Origin of the sequence: Streptomyces bungoensis, from assembly GCF_001514215.1 — a bacterium.
Classification (GTDB): domain Bacteria; phylum Actinomycetota; class Actinomycetes; order Streptomycetales; family Streptomycetaceae; genus Streptomyces; species Streptomyces bungoensis.
Genome location: NZ_KQ948855.1, coordinates 209763 through 233520 on the forward strand (window position 1 = coordinate 209763; position 23758 = coordinate 233520).

Consider the following 23758-nt stretch of genomic DNA (forward strand, 5'->3'; position numbering starts at 1 on the left):
GCAGCCGCTCTAGCGGTACACGCTCCCCCGCTGTCGTCGACGGGCGCGCAGGGCCGCGTCGAGTGACAGGTAGGGCGCTCCGGCGAGGACGAGGGGCAGCCAGGCCATCAGGTAGGCGAGGTCGTTGCCGTAGTAGTACGGGGTCGTGGCCCAGCTCACGGTGAGCCACAGGCTGAGCGAGACCAGGGCGCCGCCGAGGGCGGCCAAGCGGCCGAGCAGGCCGAGCAGGGTGCCGATGCCGACGGCCAGCTCGCCGAGGGCGATGGCGGTGCCGAAGCCGACGGGGTTCTTCAGCGCCATGTCGATCAGACCCGGGAAGGCGGCGGAGTCGCGGGCCGCGCGCATCGTGTCGCCGATGGAGCCCGCGCCGCCGGACTTCAGGAAGGCGCTGTCGGTGAGTTTGTTGAGGCCGGCGTAGGCGAAGGTGACGCCGAGGAAGATCCGGAGCGGAAGGAGCGCGTAACGAGCGGCGGAGTCCCGCCAGTCGCGGGCACCGTTCAGGTGGGAGGTGTGTGTGTCCGTCCGAATACCGTGAGTCATCGCTGCCAGCCGCCTCTCGCCCACCGTGCCAGACCCCTCACGTGACCATACGTATGACGGACGCGACGGGTTCAATCCTCTTCCGGGCGTTTTTCCCCGATTCCCCATGGGCCGCTTGTCGGCACGGTTCGCGGACCGCTGCCGGGCACGGCCACCGCGGCCCGCACGGTGCACGCCGTGCGCAGCCGCGGCCGCAGCCGCCCGAGCCACGCCTCGGCGGGTGCACCCGGCGACCGTGTCGACCCGGCCGCGGCTGGGAGAATCGCGGCATGGCCGAGATCATCCAGCGGGACGGTGCCTGGGCGTTCGACGGCGGCACGATCCGGATCACCCCGGGACTGCACCGCCGCGTGGCGCTGTTCCGGCAGGCGTACGGGGAGATCGCGGTTCCGCTGGAGGCGGTCCGCGGTGTGGTCTGCGAAGCCGGGCGCGGGCGGGGCCGGCTCGGGCTGCGGCTGCGCGAGGGCGCCGATCCGCTGCTGCAGGCCACGGGCGGCCGACTGCCGGCCGCGGCCGACCCCTACCGGCTGGAGGTGGACGCGGACCGCGGCGGGACGGCCGAGTACGTCGCCGAGGAGATCCGGCGGGCGCTGCTGCTCGACCGGGTGCCGCGGGAGCCCACGACGGCCTATCTGCTGCCGGGTCCGCCGGTGCCGGTGTCGGTGCGGTCCTCCGACGGCACCGTCTCCTTCGACGGCACCCGGGTGCGCATCGACTGGGCCGACACCTCCGGCCGGGCCAAGCGCGCGGCCGGCCCGCGGATCATCGCCCTCGGCGACCTGGCCGGGGTCGAGTGGCTGCCCAACTCGGGCCACGGGGAAGGCTTCCTGCGGTTCGTGACCCGGGAGGCGGTGTTCTCCGGGTTCTCCGGGCTGCCGCCCGAGCGGGACCCGCACGCCCTGGACCTGTGGGGCAGCGTCCGCCGCGACCTGCTGACCGCGCTGGTCGCGGCGGCGGTCACCGCCCGGCTGCCGCATCCCTCGACCCGCGCCGGCGGAGCGCCCGCGGTCCCCGGCCCGGCGCGGGACGAGTGCGGGGACGGCCGGCACGACGTCCTCCTGCGGCGGCTGCGGGAGCTGGGCGATCTGCACCGGGACGGGGTGCTCACGGAGGAGGAGTTCGCGAGGACGAAGGCGGCCGTCCTGGGCCGGTTCTGACCGGCTTCAGCTCAGCAGGTCGGGTTCGCCGCGGGTGATGTCCTGCCACAGGGGCTGGTAGTTGATCCAGGCCACCAGGTCGCCGCCGAGCTGTTCGCGGGTGGCCACGGCCTGCTTGTGGTCGATGAGGACCGGCCGGCCGGCCGCCTTGGCCATCAGCTGCACCTGGCAGGAGCGCTCCAGGGACAGGAACCACCAGGCGGCCGCGTCGACCGAGTCCCCGACGGTCAGCAGTCCGTGGTTGCGCAGCACGAGCGCCTTGCGGGAGCCGAGGGCCGCGGCGATGCGGCGGCCCTCGCCGGCGTCGACGGTGACGCCGGTGTAGGTGTCGTAGAGCGCCAGGTCCTCGTAGAAGGCGCAGCTCTCCTGGGTGATGGGGTCGATGAGGTCGCCGAGCGCGGCGACGGCGCGGCCGTGCACGGAGTGGCAGTGGGCGACGGCGACGACGTCGGGGCGGGCGGCGTGCACCTGGGCGTGCACGGTGAACGCCGCCTGGTTGACGTGGTAGCGGCCCTCGACCACCTGCCCGTCCTGGTTGGCGAGGACCAGGTCGCTGACGGTGACGTGCTTGAACGGCATCCCGAAGGGGTTGACCCAGAAGCAGTCGCTGAACTCCGGGTCGCGAGCGGTGATGTGTCCGGAGACCCCGTCCTCGAAGCCGTTGCGCCCGAAGATGCGCAGGGCACCCGCGAGCCGCTCCTTGCGGTGCCGGCGTTCGTCCTCGACCGACTCGTGCATCGGCGGCATGGCGAACTGCAACCGGTCGGTGGGCAGCGGCAGGGGCGGGTTGGGCCCGTGCATAGGTCCTCCTGCGGGGGGATGGCGGTACGGGCCGGAAGTTACCGCCGGTCAGCGCAAAAGGGCAGGGCTGTTGAGTAAAGATGACGCACGCGGCGAATAGGCGACAGAGGTTGTCGGGTTTCCCCGGCAGACTCGCCCGCATGAACTGGGCATCCTTCAGCGCCATCGAACCCGGGCTCGCCGCGACCGTCGAGCAGCGCTTCCGCGCCTTCCGCCACCACGTCCTCGCCACCCTCCGCAAGGACGGCTCGCCGCGCACGTCCGGACTCGAGGCCGACTTCCGCGCGGGCGAGCTGTGGCTCGGCATGATGGGGGGCTCGCTGAAAGCCCTCGACCTGCGCCGCGACCCGCGCTTCGCGCTCCAGGCGAACCCCGGCGAGGGGACGGACATGGGCGGCGGGGACGTGCGGATCAGCGGACGGGCGTACGAGGTCGGGAGCGAGGGCGGAGAGACGGGCACCGGGGCGGACGGCGAGCGGGACGGCGGCGCGGCGACCAAGGCCTGGTACACGGAAGAGGTGAAACCGCCGGAGCCGTTCCACCTCTTCCGTACCGAGCTGACCGAGGTCGTGCGGACCTGGGTCGAGGACGACGCGTACCTGGTCGTCCAGGTCTGGCAGCCCGGTGAGCCCCTGCGCACGATCAGGCGCAGGTAGCGGTCACTCCCACTCGATGGTGCCCGGCGGCTTCGAGGTCACGTCGAGGACGACCCGGTTGACGTCCCGGACCTCGTTGGTGATCCGGGTCGAGATGCGGGCGAGGACGTCGTACGGCAGCCGGGACCAGTCGGCGGTCATGGCGTCCTCGGAGGAGACCGGGCGCAGGACGATCGGGTGGCCGTAGGTGCGGCCGTCGCCCTGGACGCCGACCGAGCGGACGTCCGCGAGCAGGACCACCGGGCACTGCCAGATGTCCCGGTCGAGACCGGCCGCGGTCAGTTCCTCGCGGGCGATGGCGTCGGCGTCGCGCAGCAGGTCCAGACGCTCCTTGGTGACCTCGCCGACGATGCGGATGCCGAGGCCGGGGCCGGGGAACGGCTGGCGCTGGACGATCTCCTCGGGCAGGCCCAGCTCCTGGCCGACCATCCGGACCTCGTCCTTGAACAGCTTGCGCAGCGGCTCGATCAGCCGGAACTCCAGGTCCTCGGGCAGGCCGCCGACGTTGTGGTGCGACTTGATGTTCGCGGTGCCGGTGCCGCCGCCGGACTCGACCACGTCCGGGTACAGCGTGCCCTGGACCAGGAACTCCACGGCCGGGCCCTCGTCGGCGATGATCTCGGCCTGCGCCTGCTCGAAGACGCGGATGAACTCACGGCCGATGATCTTGCGCTTCTCCTCCGGGTCGGAGACGCCCTTGAGCGCGTTCAGGAAGCGCTCCTCGGCGTCCACGACGACCAGCTTGACGCCGGTCGCGGCCACGAAGTCCTTCTCGACCTGCTCGGTCTCGCCCTTGCGCATCAGGCCGTGGTCGACGTACACGCAGGTCAGCTGGTCGCCGATGGCGCGGGCGACGAGGGCGGCGGCGACGGCGGAGTCCACGCCGCCGGACAGGCCGCAGATCGCGCGCTTGTCACCGACCTGCTCGCGGATGGCCTCGACCTGCTCCTCGATCACGTTGCCCGTGGTCCAGGTCGGCTTCAGGCCCGCGCCCCGGTACAGGAAGTGCTCGAGCACTTGCTGGCCGTGCGTGGAGTGCATGACCTCGGGGTGGTACTGGACGCCGTACAGCTTCTTGTCGTCGTTCTCGAAGGCGGCGACCGGGACGACGTCCGTGGAGGCCGTCACCGTGAAGCCCTCGGGGGCCGCGGAGCAGGCGTCGCCGTGCGACATCCACACGTGCTGCTCGGCCGGGGTGCCCTCGAAGAGGGTGGACGACGCGCGGGAGACGTGCAGGTCGGTACGGCCGTACTCGCGGGCGCCGGTGTTGTCGACGGTGCCGCCGAGGACCTGTGCCATCAGCTGGAAGCCGTAGCACATGCCGAAGACGGGGACGCCGGCCTCGAAGATCTCGCGGCCGAGTCGGGGAGCGCCCTCCTCGTACACCGACGAGGGGCCTCCGGAGAGGATGATCGCCGCGGGGTTCTTGGCGAGCATCTCAGGGACCGGCATGGTGCTCGGCACGATCTCGCTGTAGACCCGCGCCTCGCGGACACGACGGGCGATGAGCTGGGCGTACTGCGCGCCGAAGTCGACGACCAGGACGGTGTCGGGGGCGGCGGCAGACTGGGTCGCTGATGACACGGGTGCCTTCCGGCGGTGGGGCGGGGGCTTGTGCCTACCGATTCTAGCCGGGTGGGCGCCGGAGGCCTCGCCGTGCCCGGGAAGGGGCCGTGGCATACTGGGCCCCATGCTTCAGCACTCGACCTTCGTCTTTACCTATGGCACCGGGCCCGCCGGCTGCCATGGTCGTGCTGCTTGAGCGCAGTGCCAAGCGACTTACCAGGCGCCCCGGGCCGACAAGGCCCGGGGCGCCTGACGTTTTCCGGGTCCTGCCGTTCCGGGGCATCCACCAGCCACCTCACCAGGAGCCCCGACATGACGACCCTCACCGCGGAACAGACCATCGCCGACGCCCGGGAGCGCATCGACGCGCTCGACGACCGGATCCTGGCGCTCATCCAGGAGCGGATGGCCGTGTCCACCGTCGTGCAGCAGACCCGGATCGCCGCCGGCGGCCGCCGGTTGAACCTGTCCCGGGAGATGGAGATCCTCGGCCGCTACCGCGAGGCCCTCGGCCGGCCCGGCACCGCCCTCGCCATGACCCTGCTGGAGCTGTGCCGGGGTCGCATCTGAGTGCGAACGCCGTCTCACCCGTACGGCGCGTGACCGGGCCCCGCCCCGCTTCGTTGAGACGGGTGTCCGTGCCAGCCAGGGGCGGGCCCGACAGAACCACGCGTGGCTCACCGGAGCGATGAGGCGGACGGGGCGTCCCGTGCGCCGTGGGACCTCGCTCCGGAGACGTGACCGGACGGCAGGGGACAGCAGCCCGGTCACCCAAGAGAACGGCCGGCTCCGGGGACGCCCGGGGCCGACCGGCGGAACATCACAGGCCAGGCGGCGCACCCCCCGGCGCCGCTCCCCGGCACCCGCGCTCCCCCGACGCCGGTGCCGACGAGAGAAGGGCCCCGCGGTCCGACCTTCCGCGGGGCCCTCCGGTCTGCAGCACCGGGTGCGTGCGGTGATGTACATCACACAGGCACTTCATGGGTTGATACAACTATCGCCACGGGTCGCAGGTCTCCCTTGTACAACCCACGGCCACCACCCGCGCCCCACACGCGGCGGCCCGCCGCCCGTGCTGCGGCGCCGCAGCACGCGAACCCCTTTGAGGTCTTCGACATGAAGCTTCGCCGCGTCATGGTCACCGCGGCCGCGACGGCTGCCATGGCACCGCTCGCCCTGCTCTGCGCCCCGGCCGCGTTCGCCGACGAGTCTCCGAGCGCGCCCGTGAGCAGCCCGGCCGCCGACGAGAGCCCCAGCACCAGCAGCAGCACCAGCCCAACGACCGAGGAGAGCAGCTCCGCCTCCCAGGAGGCCGGCCCCGCCGCCTCCGAGTCGGCCTCCGCCTCCGCGCCCGCATCGGCTTCCGCCTCGGCGAGCGACGGCGCGAGCGCGTCGGCGTCGGCGTCGGCCTCGGCCTCGCCGAGCACGAGCGCCGAGCCGACCGCCGAGCCCAGCGACTGCCCGGTCGACGACAACATGGTCGACGCCGAGTCCCAGCTGAGCATCTCCGTCTCCGGTCTGCCCGGCAAGATCGTCGCCGGCAGCGGCTGGCACGACTTCACGATGACGGCGGCCAACCACAGCGACAAGTCGCTCGGCACCGTCCAGTGGCTCGCGGTCATCGACAACGACTCGATGAGCGACAACGAGAAGGACTGGCTGAGCACCTACGCCAAGCTGGAGTACTTCGACCCGCAGACCAAGGCCTGGGAGTCCATGGCCGACCAGCTCGGCAACGGCCTCTACTTCGGCCAGACCCCGCTCGGCCCCAAGGAGACGGTCGGCATCAAGCTGCGGGTCGACATCACCGCGAAGGCCCCCGCCGGCCCCGGCTTCAGCATGGGCTTCGGCGGCTACCTCGACGAGGAGAAGAACTGCGTGCACAGCGCGTTCGGCTCCTACGACTTCACCGTGCTCAAGCCGGGCAGCAGCAACCCGGACCCGGGTCACGCCAAGCCGGGCAAGGGGACGAAGCCGGCCGGCGGCAAGCAGCCGCAGGGCGGGGCCACCGAGATCGAGCCCACCGGCTCCCTCGCGAGCACCGGTTCCTCCTCGGCGCTGCCGGTGATCGGCCTGGTCGGCGGTGCGGCCGTCGCCGTCGGCGCGGGTGCCGTGTTCGTCGTGCGCCGCCGCAACGGCGCCGGCCCGAACGCAGCCGCCTGACGTGACACACGTCACAGGGGAATCGGGCCGGGGCGGCGCAACCCTTCGCCGTCCCCGCTGATCAAACCTGCTGCCGGATCAAGAAGACGGTAAGCGCGAGAGGGACCTGCCTTCGGAGGGGGAGGCAGGTCCCTCTTCGCCGTTCCGGGCCGGACCCTGGCGGTCCCGGCCGGGGTTCGGCCCGGCTCACTCCTTCGGCGGCACCGCCGGGATGCCCAGGAACGGCAGCTTCAGCGCGCCGAACGCGTCCGCCGGGACCACCGGGCGCAACGGCTCCACCGGCTTCAGCCGCTCGTACGCCGCGCCCACCGCCGGGCGCGGGTCCTCCTCGCCCTTGTTCGGCCAGTACGACATGGCGCGCTCGGCCTGCGCGGTGATCGTCAGGGACGGGTTCACACCCAGGTTCGCGGAGACGGCGGCGCCGTCCACCACCGAGATGCCGGGGTGGCCGTACAGCCGGTGGTAGGCGTCGATCACCCCCGTCTCGGCGGAGTCGCCGATGGGGCAGCCGCCGAGGAAGTGGGCGGTGAGCGGGGTGCCCATCAGCTCGCCCACGTTGCTGCCCGCGAAGCCGTTGATCTCGGCGGCGAGGGCCGAGGCGGCCTCGGAGGCGGCCCTGATCTGCTTCGGGTTGGGCGCGCCGTGGCCCTGCCGGGCCGTCAGCAGGCCCTTGCCCACCCCGTCGGGCTTCAGGTACGTCGTGAGCGAGTTGTCCAGCGACTGCATCACCAGGCCGATGATGGTCCGCTCCGACCAGCGCCGGTTGGACAGGGAGCGGGCGACCAGCACGGGGTGGCGGGCCGCGTTCGCCAGCCAGGCCAGGACCCGGGAGGAGCCCTCCGTGTAGGGGACCTGGAGGATCGACAGGCCGCCCATGGAGTTGGAGCCCTTGCCGTAGCGGACCGGCTCGATGTGGGTGTTCTCGTCGGGGTGGACGGAGGACGTGATGGCCACGCCGCGCGTGAAGTCGGCCCGCGGCTCGCCGGTCGCCCGGCGGTAGCGGCGGTTGTCGGTCTGCGCGCCGACCAGCGCCTCGGAGTTGGTGCGGGTCAGCACGCCGAGCCGGGCGGAGAGGTACGGCAGCTGGCCGCCGGCCTTCATGCGGTGCAGCAGCGTCTGGGTGCCGTAGGTGCCGGCCGCCAGGACGACCCGCCGCGCGGTGAGGACCCGGCCCCGGCCCTTCCTCTTCTGGTCCGTCGGCAGCGTGGCGACCGCGTACCCACCCCGGGAGTCGTCGGTGACGGACACGACCGTCGTCATGGGGTGCACCACCGCGCCCGCCTTCTCGGCGAGGTACAGGTAGTTCTCGTTCAGGGTGTTCTTCGCGCCGTGCCGGCAGCCGGTCATGCACTCGCCGCACTCGGTGCAGGCCCTGCGGGAGGGGCCGGCCCCGCCGAAGTACGGGTCGTTCACCTCGCCGCCGGGCTTCGCCGTCGCCTTCCCGTCGGCGTCCTCGCCGTCGCCGAAGAACACGCCGACCGGTGCCATGTGGAAGGTGTCGCCGACACCCATCCGCTGGGCCGCCGCCTTCAGGTGCACGTCGGAGGGGGTCATGGTGGGGTTGAGCCGGACGCCGAGCATGCGCCGCGCCTGGTCGTAGTACGGCTTCAGCTCCTCCTCCCAGTCGGTGATGCCGCGCCACTGGGGGTCGTCGAAGAAGGCCTTGGGCGGTACGTAGAGGGTGTTGGCGTAGTTGAGCGAGCCGCCGCCGACGCCGGCGCCCGCCAGCACCATCACGTTGCCCAGCAGGTGGATGCGCTGGATGCCGTACAGGCCGAGCCGGGGTGCCCAGAGGTAGTTCCTCAGGTCCCAGGAGTTCTTCGGGAGGGTGTCGCGGGTGAAGCGGCGGCCCGCCTCGAGCACGCCGACCCGGTAACCCTTCTCGGTCAGGCGCAGGGCGGACACCGAGCCGCCGAACCCCGATCCGACCACGATGACGTCGTAGTCGTACCCGTCCTCGTCCCGGGTCTGGACAGACTTCTCCTGCGACACGTGCTCTCCTCGTCGAGAACGGGGGTTGGCTGGGCTGGTGTGCTCCTAGCGGAGCCGGAACGCCTTCATCAGGCGCAGACTCGTGCTCATGAAGCGGGCGTACCCCTCGTCGTCCATGCCCAGGGAGGGCGCCATCGGCAGCAGCCGCTGCTGTGCGACCGTCTGGGCCTCGGTGTACTTGAGGATGCCCTCGGAGCCGTGGCGGCGGCCGAGGCCGGAGTCCTTCATGCCGCCCATCGGGGACTGGACGCTGCCGTAGGCGGGTGCGTAGCCCTCGTTGACGTTGACCGTGCCGGTGCGCAGGCGGGCGGCGACGTCCCGGCCGCGGCGGGCGTTCTTCGTCCAGACGGAGGCGTTCAGGCCGTACGGCGTGGAGTTGGCGCGCTCGACGGCCTCGTCGTCGGTGGTGAAGCGGTAGACGGAGACGACCGGGCCGAAGGTCTCCTCCGCGCACACGGCCATGGACTCCGCGACGCCGTCGAGGATGGTGGGCTCGAAGAAGTACGGGCCGATGTCGGGGCGCGCCACGCCGCCCGCGATCACCTTCACGCCCTTGGCCAGGGCGTCCTCCACGTGCCGCTCGACCGCCTTGAGCTGCCGTTCGCCGGCGAGTGAGCCCATGTCGGCGCCGTAGGCGAGGGAGCTGCCGAGCCGCATCGCCCGGGTGCGGGCGGCGAAACGCTCGAGGAAGGCGTCGGCGATCGACTCGTGGACGTACAGCCGCTCGATGGAGATGCACAGCTGGCCGGCGGAGGAGAAACAGGCGCGCACGGCGCCCGCGGCCGCCTTCTCGATGTCGGCGTCGTCCAGGACGAGCATGGCGTTCTTGCCGCCGAGTTCGAGGGACACGCCGACCAGGCGGGCGGCGGCGCCCTGGGCGACCTCGCGGCCGGTGCGGGTGGAGCCGGTGAAGGAGACGTAGTCGGCGTGCTCGACGACCGCGGGGCCGACGACGGGGCCGTCGCCGAGCACGACCTGGAAGACGTCGGCGGGCAGCCCGGCCTCGATCAGCAGGTCACGGGCCCACAGGGCGGTCAGGCAGGTCTCGGTGTCCGGCTTCATCACCACCGCGTTGCCCGCGGCGAAGGCGGGCAGCGCGTCGCCGACGGACAGTTCCAGCGGGTAGTTCCAGGGGGCGATCTGGCCGACGACGCCGCGCGGGTGGCGCAGTTCGGTGACCTTCGTCAGGGTCGGCACGGCGCCCGTGTGCCGCTTGGGACGCAGGTAGGCGGGGGCCTTGCGGCCGTAGTGGCGGGCCGCGACGGCGACGGCCTGCACCTCCTCGTGCGCGTGCAGCCGGGCCTTGCCGGTCTCCAGCTGCACGAGGTCGAGGACCTCGGCCTGGCGCTCCAGCAGCAGGTCGTGGAAGCGGAGCAGGACGGCGGCCCGCTGCCGCACCGGCACCTTCTCCCACACGGCCTGCGCCGCGCGGGCGGCCTCGAAGGCGCGCCGTACGTCGTCGGGGGTGGACTCGGGCAGGTCGGCCAGCTTCTCGCCGGTGAACGGGGTGTGGTTGGCGGTACGGCCGGAGCCGACGACACCCTTGGTCAGCTGGGCCACCAGCTCCGGCGTGACCACGCCGGCGGCGGTGCGGGCGCCCTCGGGTGCGGGGGCGAGCGGGTTGGTACCGGTGCGGTCCGGGGCCTGCGAGTCCGTCATGACGCGCAGGGTATGCCGCGGCGGGGTGTTTGTGTACCCGTCGGTAACGGGGATTCACCGAGTGCTCACACGACGCCAGTGATCACTGGCAGAAAATGTGCTGATCAGCGGGTTGTCGGAGGATGATCACTCGGCGCCGGGTTTTTTCGCGAGCAGGAGCCCGAGGGCGGCGAGCGGGGTGCGGCGACGGGGTCCGGGGGCCGGGTCCGCCTGCGGGACCTCGCTGGTGAGCGGTGCCTCCGCGGGCGCCTCCTCCTTCACCTCCTCCCCCTCCTCCCCTTTCTCCTCACCCAGCAAGGCGGCCAGCACCGCCGCGACCTCCTCCGCGTCCGGGCGGGCCTCGGGCCGCGGCGCGTGCAGGCGCTCCAGCAGGGGACCGAGCGGGCCGGCGTCCCCGCCCTCGACGGCGGTGGCCAGCAGCGCCCCGAGGGACCACAGGTCGGCGGCGGGCCCGGCGCTCCCCCGCACCGGCCGGCCCGGCGCCAGTTCCGGGGCGACGAACCCGGCGGGGGCCTCCTCGGCGTGCCCGTCCCCGGTGCCGAAGTCGGTGACCACGACCCGCCCGGTGCCGGACTCGACCAGGACGTTGGCGGGCTTGAGGTCCCGGTGGACGATCCCCACGGCGTGCGCGGCCCGGAGCGCCCCGAGGACGGCGAGCCCGATCCGGGCGGCCTCGGCGGGCGGGAGCGGTCCGCGCCGGACGGCCTCCCGCAGCGACTCGCCCTCCACCAACTCCATGACGATCCAGGGCAGTCCGTCGTGCGTGACGACGTCGTACAGGGTGACGGCCGACGGGTGCCGCACCCGGCCGGCGACCCGCGCCTCCCGGTGGAGGCGGTGGGCGGCGCGCCGGGCCTCCTCGCCGCCGGCCGGATTTCCGGGCAGCTCGGGCTCCTTGACGGCGACGTACCGCTGCTCCTGCTCGTCCCGGCCGCGCCAGACGGTGCCGGCCGGGCCGGACCCTATCCGGCCGAGCAACCGGTACCGCCCACCGATCAGACGTCCGTCGGGCGCGTGTTCGCCGTCTGCGCTCATGGCACATGAGTACCGTGCGCACCAGGTACTTGTCGAAGACGAGGGGCCAAGAGGCGTGCCCTCAGGCCTTGTTGATGTCCAAATTGGCGATCGCCGTCTTCGCCACCTCCCTGCCGCGGGCGGTGAAGTCGCCCTTGCCCGGGTAGCCGACGGCCAGTTCGTACATGTCGCCGGCCTTCGTCCGGTAGTAGAAGACGCGCAGTTCGCGCGGCTGGGCCGACTGGTCGTCGCTCCGGTAGGTGACGGTGTTCTCGGCGGCCTGGTGCCCGCGGTAGGTGGCGTTCGCGTCCGGGTCCGTCCTGGCGCCCTCCGCCATGTGGACGGTGTAGTCGCCCTGGCTCTTGAACTTCTCGTTGTCGTCGTACATCTGGGAGCGCGCGCTGCTCTTGATGTCGTTCAGCGAGTCCTGCGACTTCCGGTCCAGGTGCAGGCGGATCCAGACGCCGCCGCTCGGGTCCGCGTACGTCACCCAGTTCTTGTCGGTGTCCGTCTTGCCGGGCCGGGTGGGCTGGTAGCCCGAGGGGACGGCGAGGGTGGCGCCGAGCGCGGCTTCGCGGTGCTTCGCCCAGTGGCCGGGCAGCGGTCCGGCGAAGGGGTCGGCGAGGACGAGGTACGCCGTCACGGCCGCCGCGACGGCCGCCGCGCCCAGGCCGAGCCACACCGCGCGGCCCGGGCGGCGCGAGCGGATGGCCGCGGACGCCTCCCGCGCGGGCGTCCCCTGGGTCGGCGCGCGTGCGGGCGCGGGCGGGTTCGCGGCCGCTTCCAGCAGCTCCCGGACCCGTGCCGCCGTCGGCCGCTGGGCGGGGTCCTTGCGGAGCAGGCCGTTGATGGCCTCGGCCAGCGGGCCCCGGGCGGCGGCGGGTTCGGCGGGGGCGGCGTGCAGGACGGACTGCAGGGTGGCCGGGGTGTTGCTGCGGCGGAACGGGGAGACGCCCTCGGTGGCGGTGTAGAGGACCACGCCCAGGGACCACAGGTCGCTCGCCGGTCCGGGGCGCTGCCCCAGCACCCGCTCGGGCGAGACGTATTCGGGCGAGCCGACGAAGCCGCCGGTGTCGGTCAGGTTCGTCTCGCCCTCGATGTGGGCGATGCCGAAGTCCGTGAGGACGACCCGGTCGAAGCGGCCCAGCAGCACGTTGTCCGGTTTCACGTCCCGGTGCAGGACGCCCGCCGCGTGGGCGGCCTCCAGGGCGCCGAGCACCGCCAGGCCGACCCGGGCCGCCTCCCGGGCGTCCAGGGTGCCCTCCTGCAGGGCGCCGCCCAGCGAGCGGCCGCGCACCAGCTCCATGACGATCCACGGCCGGCCGTCGACGACCGCGACGTCGTGCACGCCGACCACCGCGGGGTGGTCGAGCCGGGCCGCCGCGCGGGCCTCGCGGCGCATCCGCTCGTAGGCGTTGGCGCGTTCCCGTTCGGGAAGGTGGTCGGGGACCCGGGGCTCCTTGACGGCGACCTCGCGGTCCACCACCTCGTCGTGGGCCCGCCACACGGTGCCCATGCCGCCGTGGCCGAGCTTGCCGAGCAGCCGGTAGCGGCCCGCGATCAGCCGCCCGCCGCCCGGCTGGTCCGCCTCCGCCGGAGCGGCGGGTGCCGCTGCGGGCCGCGGGGCGGGATCCGGCGGCCGCAGAACAAAACTCGTCGTGTCGTCGGCCGTCCGGCCGGCTCCCCCGTCGCTGCTCATGCTTCATCCCTATCGCGCCATGAGCGTCCGCAGCCAGCGGGCGGACACACCGGTCACAGAGCCGTGACGGAGCGGGGATCAGTGCGCGGTGGCCGAGAAGGTGTCCACGGCCACGTCGAAGTACTCCCGGGCCTCGCGCACCTTGCCCACCGGCGCCGACACCCATACGTCGTACAGCCGGCCGCCCTCCTCCCAGCACAGGTCGTAGGTGTGGCGCGCGCCCTCCGCCGCGCTGAAGCCGTTCCAGGTGAACTCCCACAGCGCGGCGGGGTGTCCGGCGTGCCGGGTCCGGGTGACCCGGCCGTCGTGGTAGCCGGGGTTGGTGGCCGACCCGTCGGCCGCCGCCCGGTTCATCACCGCGGTGGGGCCGCCGGGTTCGGGCGTGGCGACCTTGACGCCGAGGCGGAAGGTCTGCCCCGGGGAGAGGTAGAAGACGCGCTCGCCCTGCCGGTCGCGGGTGAAGTCCTGCGGTACGGCGAGCGAGAAGCCCGCCGGGTCGCGGGCGGTGCGGTAGCCGGAGGGGGCGGCGGAGCCGGCGGACTCCTGCGCCGCGCCGCCCGCGGTGGCCGTCGGGGACGGCGAGGTGCCGGTGGCGGTCCGGGAGGGCGCCGTACGCGTGCCGGGTGCCGGGCCGGTCGCCGTACCGCCCGGTGTGCCGCCGCCTCCGTGGCCGCCCTGGTTCAGCAGCAGGGCGGCCGCCGACACGCCCGCTCCCGCCACGGCGGCCGCGAGCAGCGCCGCGAGCAGGACACCGCGCGCGGACTGCCGGGCGGGCGGCGGCTGTTCGCCGGCGGGCGGGCGCGGGACGAGGGACCGGCGGGGCACGTCGTGCTCGGTCGGGGTGTAGCCGTGCCCGGGCGGGTGCGCGACGGTCGGACGGGTGCCCGGCCCGGGAGTGCGGCCCGGCGCGTCGGGCGTCCGGCCCGTCTCCAGGAACGTGCGCAGCATCCGCTCGGCCTCCGCCGCGCCCAGCCGCCGGTCGGGGTCGCGCTCCAGCAGGCCCCGTACGACGGGCAGCAGCGGTCCGGCCTGGGCGGGTGGCCGGATCTCGGCGGCGACGACGGCGTGCAGGATGCCGCCCAGCGAGTCGCGGCGGAACGGCGACTCGCCGCTGAGCACCGTGCACAGCAGCGCGCCCACCGACCACAGGTCGGACTCCGGGCCGGTGCGCAGCCCGGACATGCGCTCGGGGGCGGTGTACTCGGGGGAGCCGACGAAGGAGCCGGTCTCGGTGAGCGTGGTGGAGCCCGCGACCTGCGCGATGCCGAAGTCGGTGAGGACGACGCGGTCGGTGCCGGACTCGATCAGCACGTTCGCGGGTTTGATGTCCCGGTGCAGCACCCCGGCCTCGTGCGCGGTGCGCAGCGCGCCGAGCAGGCCGATGCCGATCCGGGCGGCCTCGGCGGCGTCCACCGGGCCGCGCGTGGCGATCCGGTCGGCGAGCGAACCGCCGTCGATCAGCTCCATGACGATGTACGGCCGTCCGTCCTGCTCGACCACGTCGTGCACGACGATGATGTGCGGGTGCCGCAACTGCGCGACCGCCCGCGCCTCACGGAAGGTTCGTTCCCGGCGGCGCCGGGCGTCGTCGTCCGGGAGGGAGTCGTCCGGGGCGAGTTCCTTGACCGCCACCAGGCGGCCCAGGATTTGGTCGCTCGCCCGCCACACGACGCCCATCCCGCCGCGTCCGATCCGCGCCTGAAGGCGGTAACGGCCCGCGATCACACGAAGGTCGTCCCCCTCGGATCCCATGAGGCCCATCATGCCGCACGGGCCGCACGCGCTCGGGGCGGTGATCGGCCAAGCATGGTGCGCCGGCGCACGGCCGACACGCCGTGGGCCCCCCGGTCACGCCTCCTGGGGCTGCCAGCTCCGCAGCACCCACTTGAACTGCCGGTTCGCCGTCGGCCAGTCCGTGGCGGGCGAGGACATGTAGACCACGTACTCGGTGCCCTGCCGCGAGTAGTAGGTCTCCTCCGCGGCGTGGCGCGGGCCGGGGACGTAGGGCGGGTCCTTGGCCAACGCCGTCCAGGTGTACTCCCACAGGGAGCCGGGGCGGTCGCGGTAGACGTTCCTCTGCAGGGTCACGCGCCGGTAGTCGACCAGCCGCTGGAGCTGCTGCTCCAGGTCCTTCTGGTGCTCGTAGGCGTCGGAGAAGTCCGAGCCGGTGTCGATGGAGACGCGGACGAAGTGGAAGCCGCCGTCCGGCGTGTAGTCGACCTGCTTGAGGGTGCCCTTGACCTCGTACACCTTGCGCTTCCAGCCCTTGGGTACGTAGATGCTGAAGCCGAACGGGTCGTCGTGGCGCACCCAGTTGTCGGGAACTCCGCCCGGCTGCGGGGACGGGCTCGGGCTGTGCGTGGGCGAGTTCACGGGGGCCGGGGTCGCGCCGCCCGCCTCGGTGTCGGCCCGGCGGGCGTCCCACTGCCGGAAGGCCACCGCGGCGCCGGCGCCGAGCACGGCCGCGAAGGCGACGACGAGGGCCAGCGTGCGCAGCCGGCGCCGGGGACGGCGGTTCGCCGTGCGCGGGCCGGATCCCGGTACGGCCGCGGTGGGACCCACCGGGGCGGGCCCGGCCGCCGTCGGCCCGGTGGCGGACCCTGCATGGGCGCCCGGGCCGTGGACCGGGGCGCCGCTCCCGGTGCCGTGGCCGGAAGCGGGGGTGCCCGTGCCGTAGCCGTAGCCCTGGCTGTACGGCCCCCCGGTGTGCAGGCCCGAGCCCTGGGTCGGTACGAACGCCTGCGCCGCGCTCGGCCGCCGGCCCTCCGCCGCCTCGGCGAGCATCTGCTCCGCCTCCTCCGCGCCCGGCCGGTGCCCCGGCTCCTTGCGGAGCAGGGCGGCGATGACCGGGCCGAGCGCACCGGCGTGGCGCGTCTCGTCGGCCTCCTCCTCGACGACCGCCTGCATGGTGCTCAGCGGTGAGGTGCGGCGGAACGGGGAGCGGCCCTCGACCGCGGTGTACAGCGTGGCGCCGAGCGCCCACAGGTCGGAGGCGGGGCCCGGGTCGTGGCCGCGCACCCGCTCGGGCGCGAGGTAGTCGACGGATCCGACGACCTCGCCGGTGCGGGTGATGGTGGAGTCGCCCTCGATCTGGGCGATGCCGAAGTCGGTGAGCAGCACCCTGCCGTCGCGGCCGAGGAGCACGTTGCCCGGCTTGACGTCCCGGTGCAGCACCCCGGCCCGGTGCGCGGCGCGCAGCGCCCGCAGCACCCACAGGCCGATGCGCGCGGCCTCCCGCGGCTCGATGCGCCCCCGCTCCTTGACCGCGTCCGCCAGCGAGTTGCCCTCGACCAGCTCCATGACGATCCACGGGCGGCCGTCGTGCTCGAGGACGTCGTGCACGGTGACGACGGCGGAGTGGTTGATGCGCGCGGCGGCGCGGGCCTCGGCCCGGGTGCGGGCGAGCAGGACGGACCGGTCGCTGTCGGAGACGTAGAGCGCGGCGGTCAGCTCCTTGACGGCGACCGTCCGGTGCAGCACCTCGTCGTGGGCGCGCCACACCCGGCCCATGCCGCCGCTGCCGATCGAATCGGCGAGCCGGTAGCGGCCCGCTATGAGCAGGCCCTGCATCTGATTCACGTTGCCCCGCAATGCTCTTGACAGGGTCAGACTAAGGACCGGTCATCCTCCAGGGAACAATCGGGGTGCCAAGGTGACAGCACTGTGACGGTTGTCGCGACAGGGCGCTCAACCCGTGTAGCGGTACGTCGCGGTAGCTTGCTCGTACAGCCGTGACACCTCGTCGCGCTCGGCCTCCGGGCCGCGGACCTGGACGATGTGGTAGCGGCCGTTCAGCAGGATCGCCAGGTTGCGCACGTACAGGTCGCGCCCCTGCCCGTCGGTCCAGGTGAACTGGCCCTCGGCCATGGTGCGTCCGCCCACCTCGATGGTGCGCAGTCCGGTGGCCGTGGCCCAGCTGGAGCTGCGGTACGGCTGGAGTTCGCGCTCCTTGTCCCGCTGGTAGACCATCGGATCGCTGCCGTACGCCGAGGCGCTGTCCCGGCCCGGTACGACGAGCAGCTCGAAGTTACCGTGCGCGTAGACGACTTGGCCGCTGCCGTTCTTCGGGGTGCGGTCCCAGCCCTTGGCGACGGCCACCTTGAAGCCCTCGGGGTCGGTGCGCAGCGTGAACCCGTCGGCGACGGCGGGGTCGCCGCCGGTCTGGGTCTCGGTGGCGGGCGCGGACGCCGAGGGGCTGTCGTCCGGCGCGCTCTGCCCGGAGGACGGCCGCTGCTGCTTCGAGGGCGCCGGACCCGCCTGCCCGGCGCTGCCCGTGCGGTCCGTGCCGCCCGCGGCTCCGCTCTGCCCCTGCTTGGGCATGAACAGCATCGCGTACGCCACCGCGCCCGCCAGCAGGAGCAGGATCAGCAGGAGCAGGATCCTGCCGAGGCTGCGCGGCGAACGGTCCTCCTGCGCGGCCCGCTTGTGCCGGCCGTGCGGGTGGGTGGCGGGCAGTCCGGCGCGCCGGCGCCGCACCAGCTCGCCGCGGCGCCGGACGATCGGCAGCCGCTTCGGGTCGGCGGGCGGTACGGGCACGACGTGGGCGCCGGCGTCCGGCTCGGGCGCGGAACGCACCAGCGAGCGCAGCCAGCCGCTCAGTTCCTCGGGTTCGAGCCGCTCGAGCGGGTCCTGACGCAGCAGCGACTCCACGACGGGCCGCAGCGGGCCGCACTCCTCGGCGAAGGCGGGCGGCTCCGCGCAGACCAGCTGCACCAGTTCGGCGGTGGACTCCTCGGGGTAGGGCGCGTGTCCCTGGACGGCGCGGAAGAGCAGCGCGCCGAGGGCCCACAGGTCGGTGGCGGGCCCCACCGGCGCCGCCAGCTGCCAGTTCTCGTGCACGGGGCCGGCCTGCTCCGGCGCCCAGCGCTCGGTGACCGGGCCGACCACGGTCATCCGCACCTGCCGCGCCCGCTCGGCGGCGAGCGCGGTCCCGGGGCCCCGGCGCACGGCGCCGCCGGCGGCCGGGTGGTCCCAGCCGGGGGGCGCGGAGGCGGCGGGTCCGCCGGGGACGGGCAGGCGGTCCGGGCCGGGGGCCTGCCCGAGGGCGGGCCGGGCGGGGTCGGTCCCGGCGGGCGCGCCGCCCGGAGCGGTGCGGGGGGAGGCGCCGTGCCAGGGCCGGCCCTGGAGTCCGTACGGGTCGACCGTCGTGCCGGGCGGCTGGGCCGGCCGGCCGCCGCCGTACGGCAGTCCGGCGATGCCGTCGGCCTCGGCGGGCGGGCGGGAGGCGGGCAGGGCAGGGCGGCCGTCCTGCTGGGCCTCCTGCACCCGTGCGGCGGCCCGGGCCCCCGCACGGTAGGCGGCGATGGCCCCGGCCCGGGCGGCCCGGATGTCGTCCCCGCTCCGCAGGGCCCCGGGGACCGGCTGCCCGGGGACCGGCTGCCCGGGGACCGGCGCCCCACCGGGCACCGTGTCCGCTCCCGGCACCGGAGGCAGTCCGCCGGCCACCCGCGCCTGTATCGCGGCCCGCCGCGCGGCCTCGGGGTCCACGCCGGCCGCGGGCAGGCCGCCCTGGGCACCGCCCGGCTCACCGGCGCCGGGCAGGCCGCCGGCCGGACCGGCACCGTCGCCGGCGTCAGCGCCCTCGCCCACCTCACCGCCCGGTCCGCCGGGAGCGCCGTCCGGGTGGCCGCCTTCCTGCTCGGGCACCGGGTCGTACCCGCACAGCGCCTCCTCCGCCGCGCCGACCGCGAGGCCGGTCAGCATCACGCGGCCGTCCTCGCAGACCAGGACGGTGCGGGTGGTGATGTTGCGGTGCACCCAGCCGTGGGCGTGCAGCACCCGCAGCGCCATGAGCACGTCGGAGGCGACCTCGGCCGCCCGGTACGGCGTCAGCGGCTGGTCGGCGAGGAGTGCGGACAGCGGGCGGGCGGCCACCCACTCGCTGACGATCCACAGCGAGCCGCCCTCGGCGAACACGTCGAAGACCTGGTCCAGCCGCGGGTGGTCGGGGATGCGGGCGGCCGCCTGCGCGGCCTCCACGGCGCGCCGGACCGCCGGGTCCGAGGGCCTGCGGGTGGCGGTACGGGCCGCGGGCGTGCGACGGGACCCGCGCTCACGGGCGGTGAACCCCTCGGGCAGGCCCTCCGCGTCGAGCACCTCCGCCTCGACGACCTCGGGCAACGGCACCTGACGGACGAACACCTCCTGGCCGCTGTAGGTGTCGAAGGCCCGGCTCTCGGTCAGTTCGTACTCGTCGGAGGGCGGCAGCGGCAGGCGGTAGCGGTCGGCGAGCACCCGGCCCGCGTAGTCGTCCACGTCTGCCTCCCCCGGCCGCCCGGTCGTTCACATCCGTTCCCTTGCGGCCCGTTCCGCACCGCTTACGGCTGCGTACGGTCCTCAACCATTCACGATACGTGCCAGAGGCAACCCGCATCGAAGGATGACGGATTCTCCCGGCCCCGAACCGGGCCCCGTCACCTCACGACTTGGGTTCGAAGGACTGCGTCAGCGTCCGCCAGGTGTCCTTGCGCAGATCGCCGTGCCAGTCGGCGTTCTGCGCGGTGTACATCAGCCCGTAGCCCTGGTGGCTGTTGACGACGAAGCCCCGGTCGATGCTGCGCCACTCGGTGCCGCCGTCGACGTAGGTGAACTCCCAGTCGGCGGTGTTCCAGTCGCGGTAGTCGACCTTCTCTATACGGATTTTGTGGTACTGGGAGCGCACCATGTAGCGCTCCTGGTTCTGCCAGTCCGCCACCGGGTCCGACTTCGGGGAACTGGTCCAGGCGACGAGCAGCTTCTGCCCGCCGGGCCCGGTGTAGCGGTCGCCGGCGGCTCCGGTGGACTGGTACTTCCACCCCTTGGGCAGCCCGATCGAGTAACCCTGAGTGCCCTTGTGTGTCGACTCCACCGGCGCGCTCCCGCCGCCCTGCTTGCCGGACGAGCCGGAGTCGCCGGCGGACGGGCTCGCGCTCGGCGCGGCGCTCGACGACGGCTTCGTCGTCGCGGACGACGAGGCGCCGTCGGTCTGCGTGCCGCTGCCGGTACCGGGCTTGCCGGACGCGCTCTTGTCCTGCTTGACGGAGGCGCTGGGCGCCGCCTTGGCGCCGTTGCCGCCGCCGTCACCGCCGCCGAGCGTGAGCGCGAGGACGGTGCCGATCACCGCCAGGGCGAGCACCACCGCGATGACGATCAGCGTCCGCCGGGGCACCACGTCGGTGAGCGGAGCCCTCGGCACCGGCCGCGGCGGCAGGTCCAGGTCCGGCGGCGGCATCACGGGCCAGCCCGAACTCGGCTTTCCGGAGCCGGAGTTCAGCACGCTCGTGGAGTCCTTGGCCTCGGCGTCCGGCTTGCCCGGCACCGCCGGTCCTTCCGTGCGCGGCGCGGCCGGGCCGTCCGCGGCCGCCGGCGTCGCCGTGTCGCTCCCGCCCTTCGGCCGTGCGGCCGCCGCGGCGGTGGCCGCACCGGCCGCCTTGCGGACCGAGCGCAGCGCCCCGCGCAGCTTCTCGCCGGCCTCCTCGCCCCGCTTGCCCTCGGACGGAGCGGACGGGCCGGGCTGCTCCGGAAGCGGGACCACCCGGGTGGCGTCCACGGGCTCCGGCTCGGGTGCGCGGAGCACCGCGTTGAGCATGGCCCGGGCGCCGGCGTCGTCGAGCCGCTGGGCCGGGTCCTTGTTGAGCAGGCCGTGGATGACGTCCCTGAGCGGGCCCGCGTTCCTGGGCTCCTCCAGGGGTTCGGTCATCACCGCGGTGAGCGTGGCGATCGCCGAGCCCCTGTCGTAGGGCGGCACACCCTCGACCGCCGCGTACAGCAGGCCGCCCAGCGACCACAGGTCGGCCGCGGGACCCGGCTTGTGCCCGCGGGCGCGCTCCGGGGCGATGTAGGAGGGGGCGCCGACGAGCATGCCGGTGGAGGTGATGGACGGGTCGCCCTCGACCTGCGCGATGCCGAAGTCGGTGAGCACGACCCGGCCGTCCTCGGCGATGAGCACGTTGGACGGCTTCACGTCCCGGTGCAGGATGCCCTGCCGGTGCGCGGAGCGCAGCACGTCCAGGACGGCGAGCCCGACCTCGGCCGCCCGCCTGGGCTCCAGCAGGCCGTCCTCGCGGATGACCTCGGCGAGGGACTTGCCCTCGACCAGTTCCATGACGATCCACGGCCGGTCGTCCTCGTCGACCACGTCGTAGACCGTAACCGCGCTGTTGTTGCGGATCCGGGCGATCGCCTTGGCCTCGCGCAGGGTGCGCGTGATCAGGCGCCGCTTCTCCTCCTCGTCGATGTTCGACGGGAACCGCAGCTCCTTGACGGCGACCGTCCGGCCGAGGGTCTCGTCCTCGGCGCGCCAGACCGTGCCCATGCCGCCTCGGCCCAGTACGTCTCCCAGCCGGTACCTCCCGGCGAGGAGACGTCGCGCGCCGTTGTCCTGACGAGTCTCCTGACGAGAAGTCCCCGCCCGCTCCGCCTCCGACATGCGTCCCCTCTGCAACCCGCCCTGACAGAGCCTTCATTGTCCCTCACCCGACAAGTGGCCCACGTCCAGGGTGCCCCTGACACGGCGGCAGACTCCACCCGCCGGGAAACACGCCGGAACGGGGCCCGCACCGGCCCGGATGACGCGCCGTCGGATGACGGTGCTACAGCGGCACGATGTCGGGCGCGCCGAGGCGTGCCGCGTCCGCCGTCTGGTCGTCGGGCTGGAGCTGGGACTCGCGTTCGGCCTCCACCCGCTTCTCGTAGTGCTGCACCTCGCGCTCGATCTGGTCCTTGTCCCAGCCGAGGACCGGCGCCATCAGCTCGGCGGCCTCGCGGGCGCTGCGGGTGCCCCGGTCGAAGGTCTCGATGGAGATGCGCGTGCGGCGGGTGAGCACGTCGTCCAGGTGGCGGGCGCCCTCGTGCGAGGCGGCGTAGACCACCTCGGCGCGCAGGTAGTCGTCGGCGGCCTGCAGCGGCTCGCCCAGGGTGGGGTCGGCGGCCACGAGGGCCAGAACCTCCTCGGCCATGGAGCCGTACCGGTTCAGCAGGTGTTCCACGCGGACCACGTGCAGCCCGGTGCGTGCGGCTATTCGGGCCCGCGCGTTCCACATCGCCCGGTAGCCCTCCGCGCCGAGCAGCGGGATGTCCTCGGTGACGCAGTCGGCGACCCGCATGTCGAGGCCGTGCACCGCCTCGTCGACGGCGTCCTTCGCCATCACCCGGTACGTCGTGTACTTGCCGCCCGCCACGACCACCAGGCCCGGCGCCGGGTGCGCCACGGTGTGCTCACGGGACAGCTTGCTCGTGGCGTCGGACTCGCCGGCCAGCAGCGGGCGCAGGCCCGCGTACACGCCCTGCACGTCGTCGCGGCTCAGCGGCACCGCGAGCACCGAGTTGACGTGCTCCAGCAGGTAGTCGATGTCGGCGCTGGAGGCCGCCGGGTGGGCCTTGTCCAGGTCCCAGCCGGTGTCGGTGGTGCCGACGATCCAGTGCCGGCCCCAGGGGATGACGAACAGGACGGACTTCTCCGTACGCAGGATCAGGCCGGTGGTGGAGTGGATGCGGTCCTTGGGCACGACCAGGTGGATGCCCTTGGAGGCGCGCACGTGGAACTGGCCACGCTCGCCCACCATGGCCTGCGTGTCGTCGGTCCACACGCCGGTGGCGTTGACGACCTGCTGGGCGCGGATCTCGTACTCCCCGCCGCCCTCCACGTCCTGCACCCGGGCGCCGACGACCCGCTCGCCCTCGCGCAGGAACCCGGTCACGCGCGCGCGGTTGGCCGCGTGCGCGCCGTACGACACCGCGGTGCGCACCAGGGTCGCCACCAGCCGGGCGTCGTCCACCTGGGCGTCGTAGTACTGCAGGGCGCCGACCAGGGCGTCCTTCCTGAGGCAGGGCGCCACGCGCAGGGCGCGGCCGCGGGTCAGGTGCCGGTGCAGGGGCAGGCCCCGGCCGTGGCCGCGGGCCATGGACATCGCGTCGTACAGGGCCACGCCCGAGCCGGCGTACCACCGCTCCCAGCCGCGGTGCTGCAGCGGGTAGAGGAACGGCACCGGTTTGACCAGGTGCGGGGCGAGCCGCTCCAGCAGCAGGCCGCGCTCCTTGAGGGCCTCGCGGACGAGGGCGAAGTCGAGCATCTCCAGGTAGCGCAGGCCGCCGTGGATGAGTTTGCTGGACCTGCTGGAGGTGCCCGACGCCCAGTCGCGGGCCTCGACCAGGCCGGTGGACAGGCCGCGGGTGACGGCGTCCAGCGCGGTGCCCGCCCCGACCACTCCGCCCCCGACCACCAGGACGTCCAGCTCGTGCTCCGCCATCGCCGCCAGTGCCTCGGCGCGCTGCGCCGGGCCCAGAGTCGCTGTCCTCACCGCTGCCTCCCGCTGTCGAACGTCTCGGTCGCGTCGGCCGCACCCGCGGTGGGCGAAGCCCGGCTCATCCCCTCCTCATGCCCAAATTCTGACCGGCCTGTCCGACTTCAGCCACCACGCACTTCCCCGCCTGTGGACAACGTGCGCGGAACCCCCGGAAGACACACGAACACAATCCCACATCACGGTCATATTTACTCCTAGTGTGACAGTGCGCTCGTTCGTGCTGTCCAC

General features: G+C 73.7%; 16 protein-coding genes. 4 read left to right on the forward strand and 12 right to left on the reverse strand.

Annotation, left to right across the window (positions count from 1 at the left end):
- Positions 1–9: 9 nt before the first annotated feature.
- On the reverse strand, positions 10–540 hold the full coding sequence (locus AQJ66_RS13425; protein ID WP_061920554.1) for a DoxX family membrane protein: 531 nt from the start codon (positions 538–540) through the stop codon (positions 10–12).
- Positions 541–809: 269 nt separating this feature from the next.
- Here AQJ66_RS13425 and AQJ66_RS13430 point away from each other — a divergent pair, with 269 nt between their 5' ends.
- Positions 810–1697 carry a DUF4429 domain-containing protein gene (locus tag AQJ66_RS13430; RefSeq protein WP_061920556.1) on the forward strand — a complete coding sequence of 296 codons (888 nt, stop codon included), beginning with the start codon at positions 810–812 and terminating at the stop codon, positions 1695–1697.
- 6 nt (positions 1698–1703) lie between these two features.
- Here AQJ66_RS13430 and AQJ66_RS13435 read toward each other — a convergent pair whose 3' ends face one another.
- Positions 1704–2498, reverse strand: coding sequence for a class II aldolase/adducin family protein (locus AQJ66_RS13435; RefSeq protein ID WP_061920558.1), 795 nt, complete (start codon positions 2496–2498; stop codon positions 1704–1706).
- Between the two features lie 140 nt (positions 2499–2638).
- Between AQJ66_RS13435 and AQJ66_RS13440 the strand changes: the two genes are divergently transcribed.
- A complete protein-coding gene (locus AQJ66_RS13440; RefSeq protein WP_061920559.1) occupies positions 2639–3154 on the forward strand; it encodes a pyridoxamine 5'-phosphate oxidase family protein in 516 nt (171 codons plus the stop codon).
- 3 nt (positions 3155–3157) lie between these two features.
- Here AQJ66_RS13440 and guaA read toward each other — a convergent pair whose 3' ends face one another.
- Positions 3158–4738 (reverse strand): glutamine-hydrolyzing GMP synthase, encoded by a 1581-nt coding sequence (guaA, locus tag AQJ66_RS13445; protein ID WP_061920560.1) that lies wholly within the window; start codon positions 4736–4738, stop codon positions 3158–3160.
- Positions 4739–5032: 294 nt separating this feature from the next.
- Between guaA and AQJ66_RS13450 the strand changes: the two genes are divergently transcribed.
- Entirely contained in the window at positions 5033–5290 is a 258-nt protein-coding gene (locus tag AQJ66_RS13450) for a chorismate mutase (RefSeq protein WP_061920562.1), read from the forward strand.
- 546 nt (positions 5291–5836) lie between these two features.
- Positions 5837–6883 (forward strand): hypothetical protein, encoded by a 1047-nt coding sequence (locus AQJ66_RS13455; protein ID WP_063804041.1) that lies wholly within the window; start codon positions 5837–5839, stop codon positions 6881–6883.
- A gap of 186 nt (positions 6884–7069) precedes the next feature.
- Here AQJ66_RS13455 and AQJ66_RS13460 read toward each other — a convergent pair whose 3' ends face one another.
- The 9 genes from AQJ66_RS13460 to AQJ66_RS13500 form a co-directional block, all read right to left on the reverse strand.
- A complete protein-coding gene (locus AQJ66_RS13460; protein ID WP_061920566.1) occupies positions 7070–8875 on the reverse strand; it encodes a GMC family oxidoreductase N-terminal domain-containing protein in 1806 nt (601 codons plus the stop codon).
- 45 nt (positions 8876–8920) lie between these two features.
- Positions 8921–10534: a succinic semialdehyde dehydrogenase gene (locus tag AQJ66_RS13465; protein WP_061920568.1), complete on the reverse strand. Its 1614-nt coding sequence runs from the start codon at positions 10532–10534 to the stop codon at positions 8921–8923.
- Positions 10535–10660: 126 nt separating this feature from the next.
- The gene (locus AQJ66_RS13470; protein WP_061920570.1) at positions 10661–11569 is read right to left on the reverse strand and encodes a serine/threonine-protein kinase; all 909 of its coding nucleotides are present in this window, start codon (positions 11567–11569) and stop codon (positions 10661–10663) included.
- A 61-nt stretch (positions 11570–11630) separates the two neighbouring features.
- Positions 11631–13247: a serine/threonine-protein kinase gene (locus AQJ66_RS13475; RefSeq protein WP_061920576.1), complete on the reverse strand. Its 1617-nt coding sequence runs from the start codon at positions 13245–13247 to the stop codon at positions 11631–11633.
- A 78-nt stretch (positions 13248–13325) separates the two neighbouring features.
- Positions 13326–14999, reverse strand: coding sequence for a serine/threonine-protein kinase (locus AQJ66_RS13480; protein WP_061920578.1), 1674 nt, complete (start codon positions 14997–14999; stop codon positions 13326–13328).
- 96 nt (positions 15000–15095) lie between these two features.
- Positions 15096–16817 (reverse strand): serine/threonine-protein kinase, encoded by a 1722-nt coding sequence (locus tag AQJ66_RS13485; RefSeq protein WP_061920580.1) that lies wholly within the window; start codon positions 16815–16817, stop codon positions 15096–15098.
- A gap of 117 nt (positions 16818–16934) precedes the next feature.
- Complete coding sequence (locus tag AQJ66_RS40625; RefSeq protein WP_061920582.1) at positions 16935–19502, reverse strand: protein kinase; 2568 nt, start codon at positions 19500–19502, stop codon at positions 16935–16937.
- A gap of 163 nt (positions 19503–19665) precedes the next feature.
- On the reverse strand, positions 19666–21654 hold the full coding sequence (locus AQJ66_RS13495; protein WP_079060212.1) for a serine/threonine-protein kinase: 1989 nt from the start codon (positions 21652–21654) through the stop codon (positions 19666–19668).
- Between the two features lie 163 nt (positions 21655–21817).
- A complete protein-coding gene (locus AQJ66_RS13500) occupies positions 21818–23524 on the reverse strand; it encodes a glycerol-3-phosphate dehydrogenase/oxidase (RefSeq protein WP_079060213.1) in 1707 nt (568 codons plus the stop codon).
- Between the last annotated feature and the right edge of the window lie 234 nt (positions 23525–23758).

Coding starts and splice junctions, on each gene's coding strand:
- AQJ66_RS13425 (WP_061920554.1), bottom strand. CDS start 540: ATGACTCACGGTATTCGGACGGACACACACACCTCCCACCTGAACGGT.
- AQJ66_RS13430 (WP_061920556.1), top strand. CDS start 810: ATGGCCGAGATCATCCAGCGGGACGGTGCCTGGGCGTTCGACGGCGGC.
- AQJ66_RS13435 (WP_061920558.1), bottom strand. CDS start 2,498: ATGCACGGGCCCAACCCGCCCCTGCCGCTGCCCACCGACCGGTTGCAG.
- AQJ66_RS13440 (WP_061920559.1), top strand. CDS start 2,639: ATGAACTGGGCATCCTTCAGCGCCATCGAACCCGGGCTCGCCGCGACC.
- AQJ66_RS13450 (WP_061920562.1), top strand. CDS start 5,033: ATGACGACCCTCACCGCGGAACAGACCATCGCCGACGCCCGGGAGCGC.
- AQJ66_RS13455 (WP_063804041.1), top strand. CDS start 5,837: ATGAAGCTTCGCCGCGTCATGGTCACCGCGGCCGCGACGGCTGCCATG.
- AQJ66_RS13465 (WP_061920568.1), bottom strand. CDS start 10,534: ATGACGGACTCGCAGGCCCCGGACCGCACCGGTACCAACCCGCTCGCC.
- AQJ66_RS13470 (WP_061920570.1), bottom strand. CDS start 11,569: ATGAGCGCAGACGGCGAACACGCGCCCGACGGACGTCTGATCGGTGGG.
- AQJ66_RS13475 (WP_061920576.1), bottom strand. CDS start 13,247: ATGAGCAGCGACGGGGGAGCCGGCCGGACGGCCGACGACACGACGAGT.
- AQJ66_RS13480 (WP_061920578.1), bottom strand. CDS start 14,999: ATGGGATCCGAGGGGGACGACCTTCGTGTGATCGCGGGCCGTTACCGC.
- AQJ66_RS13485 (WP_061920580.1), bottom strand. CDS start 16,817: ATGCAGGGCCTGCTCATAGCGGGCCGCTACCGGCTCGCCGATTCGATC.
- AQJ66_RS13495 (WP_079060212.1), bottom strand. CDS start 21,654: ATGTCGGAGGCGGAGCGGGCGGGGACTTCTCGTCAGGAGACTCGTCAG.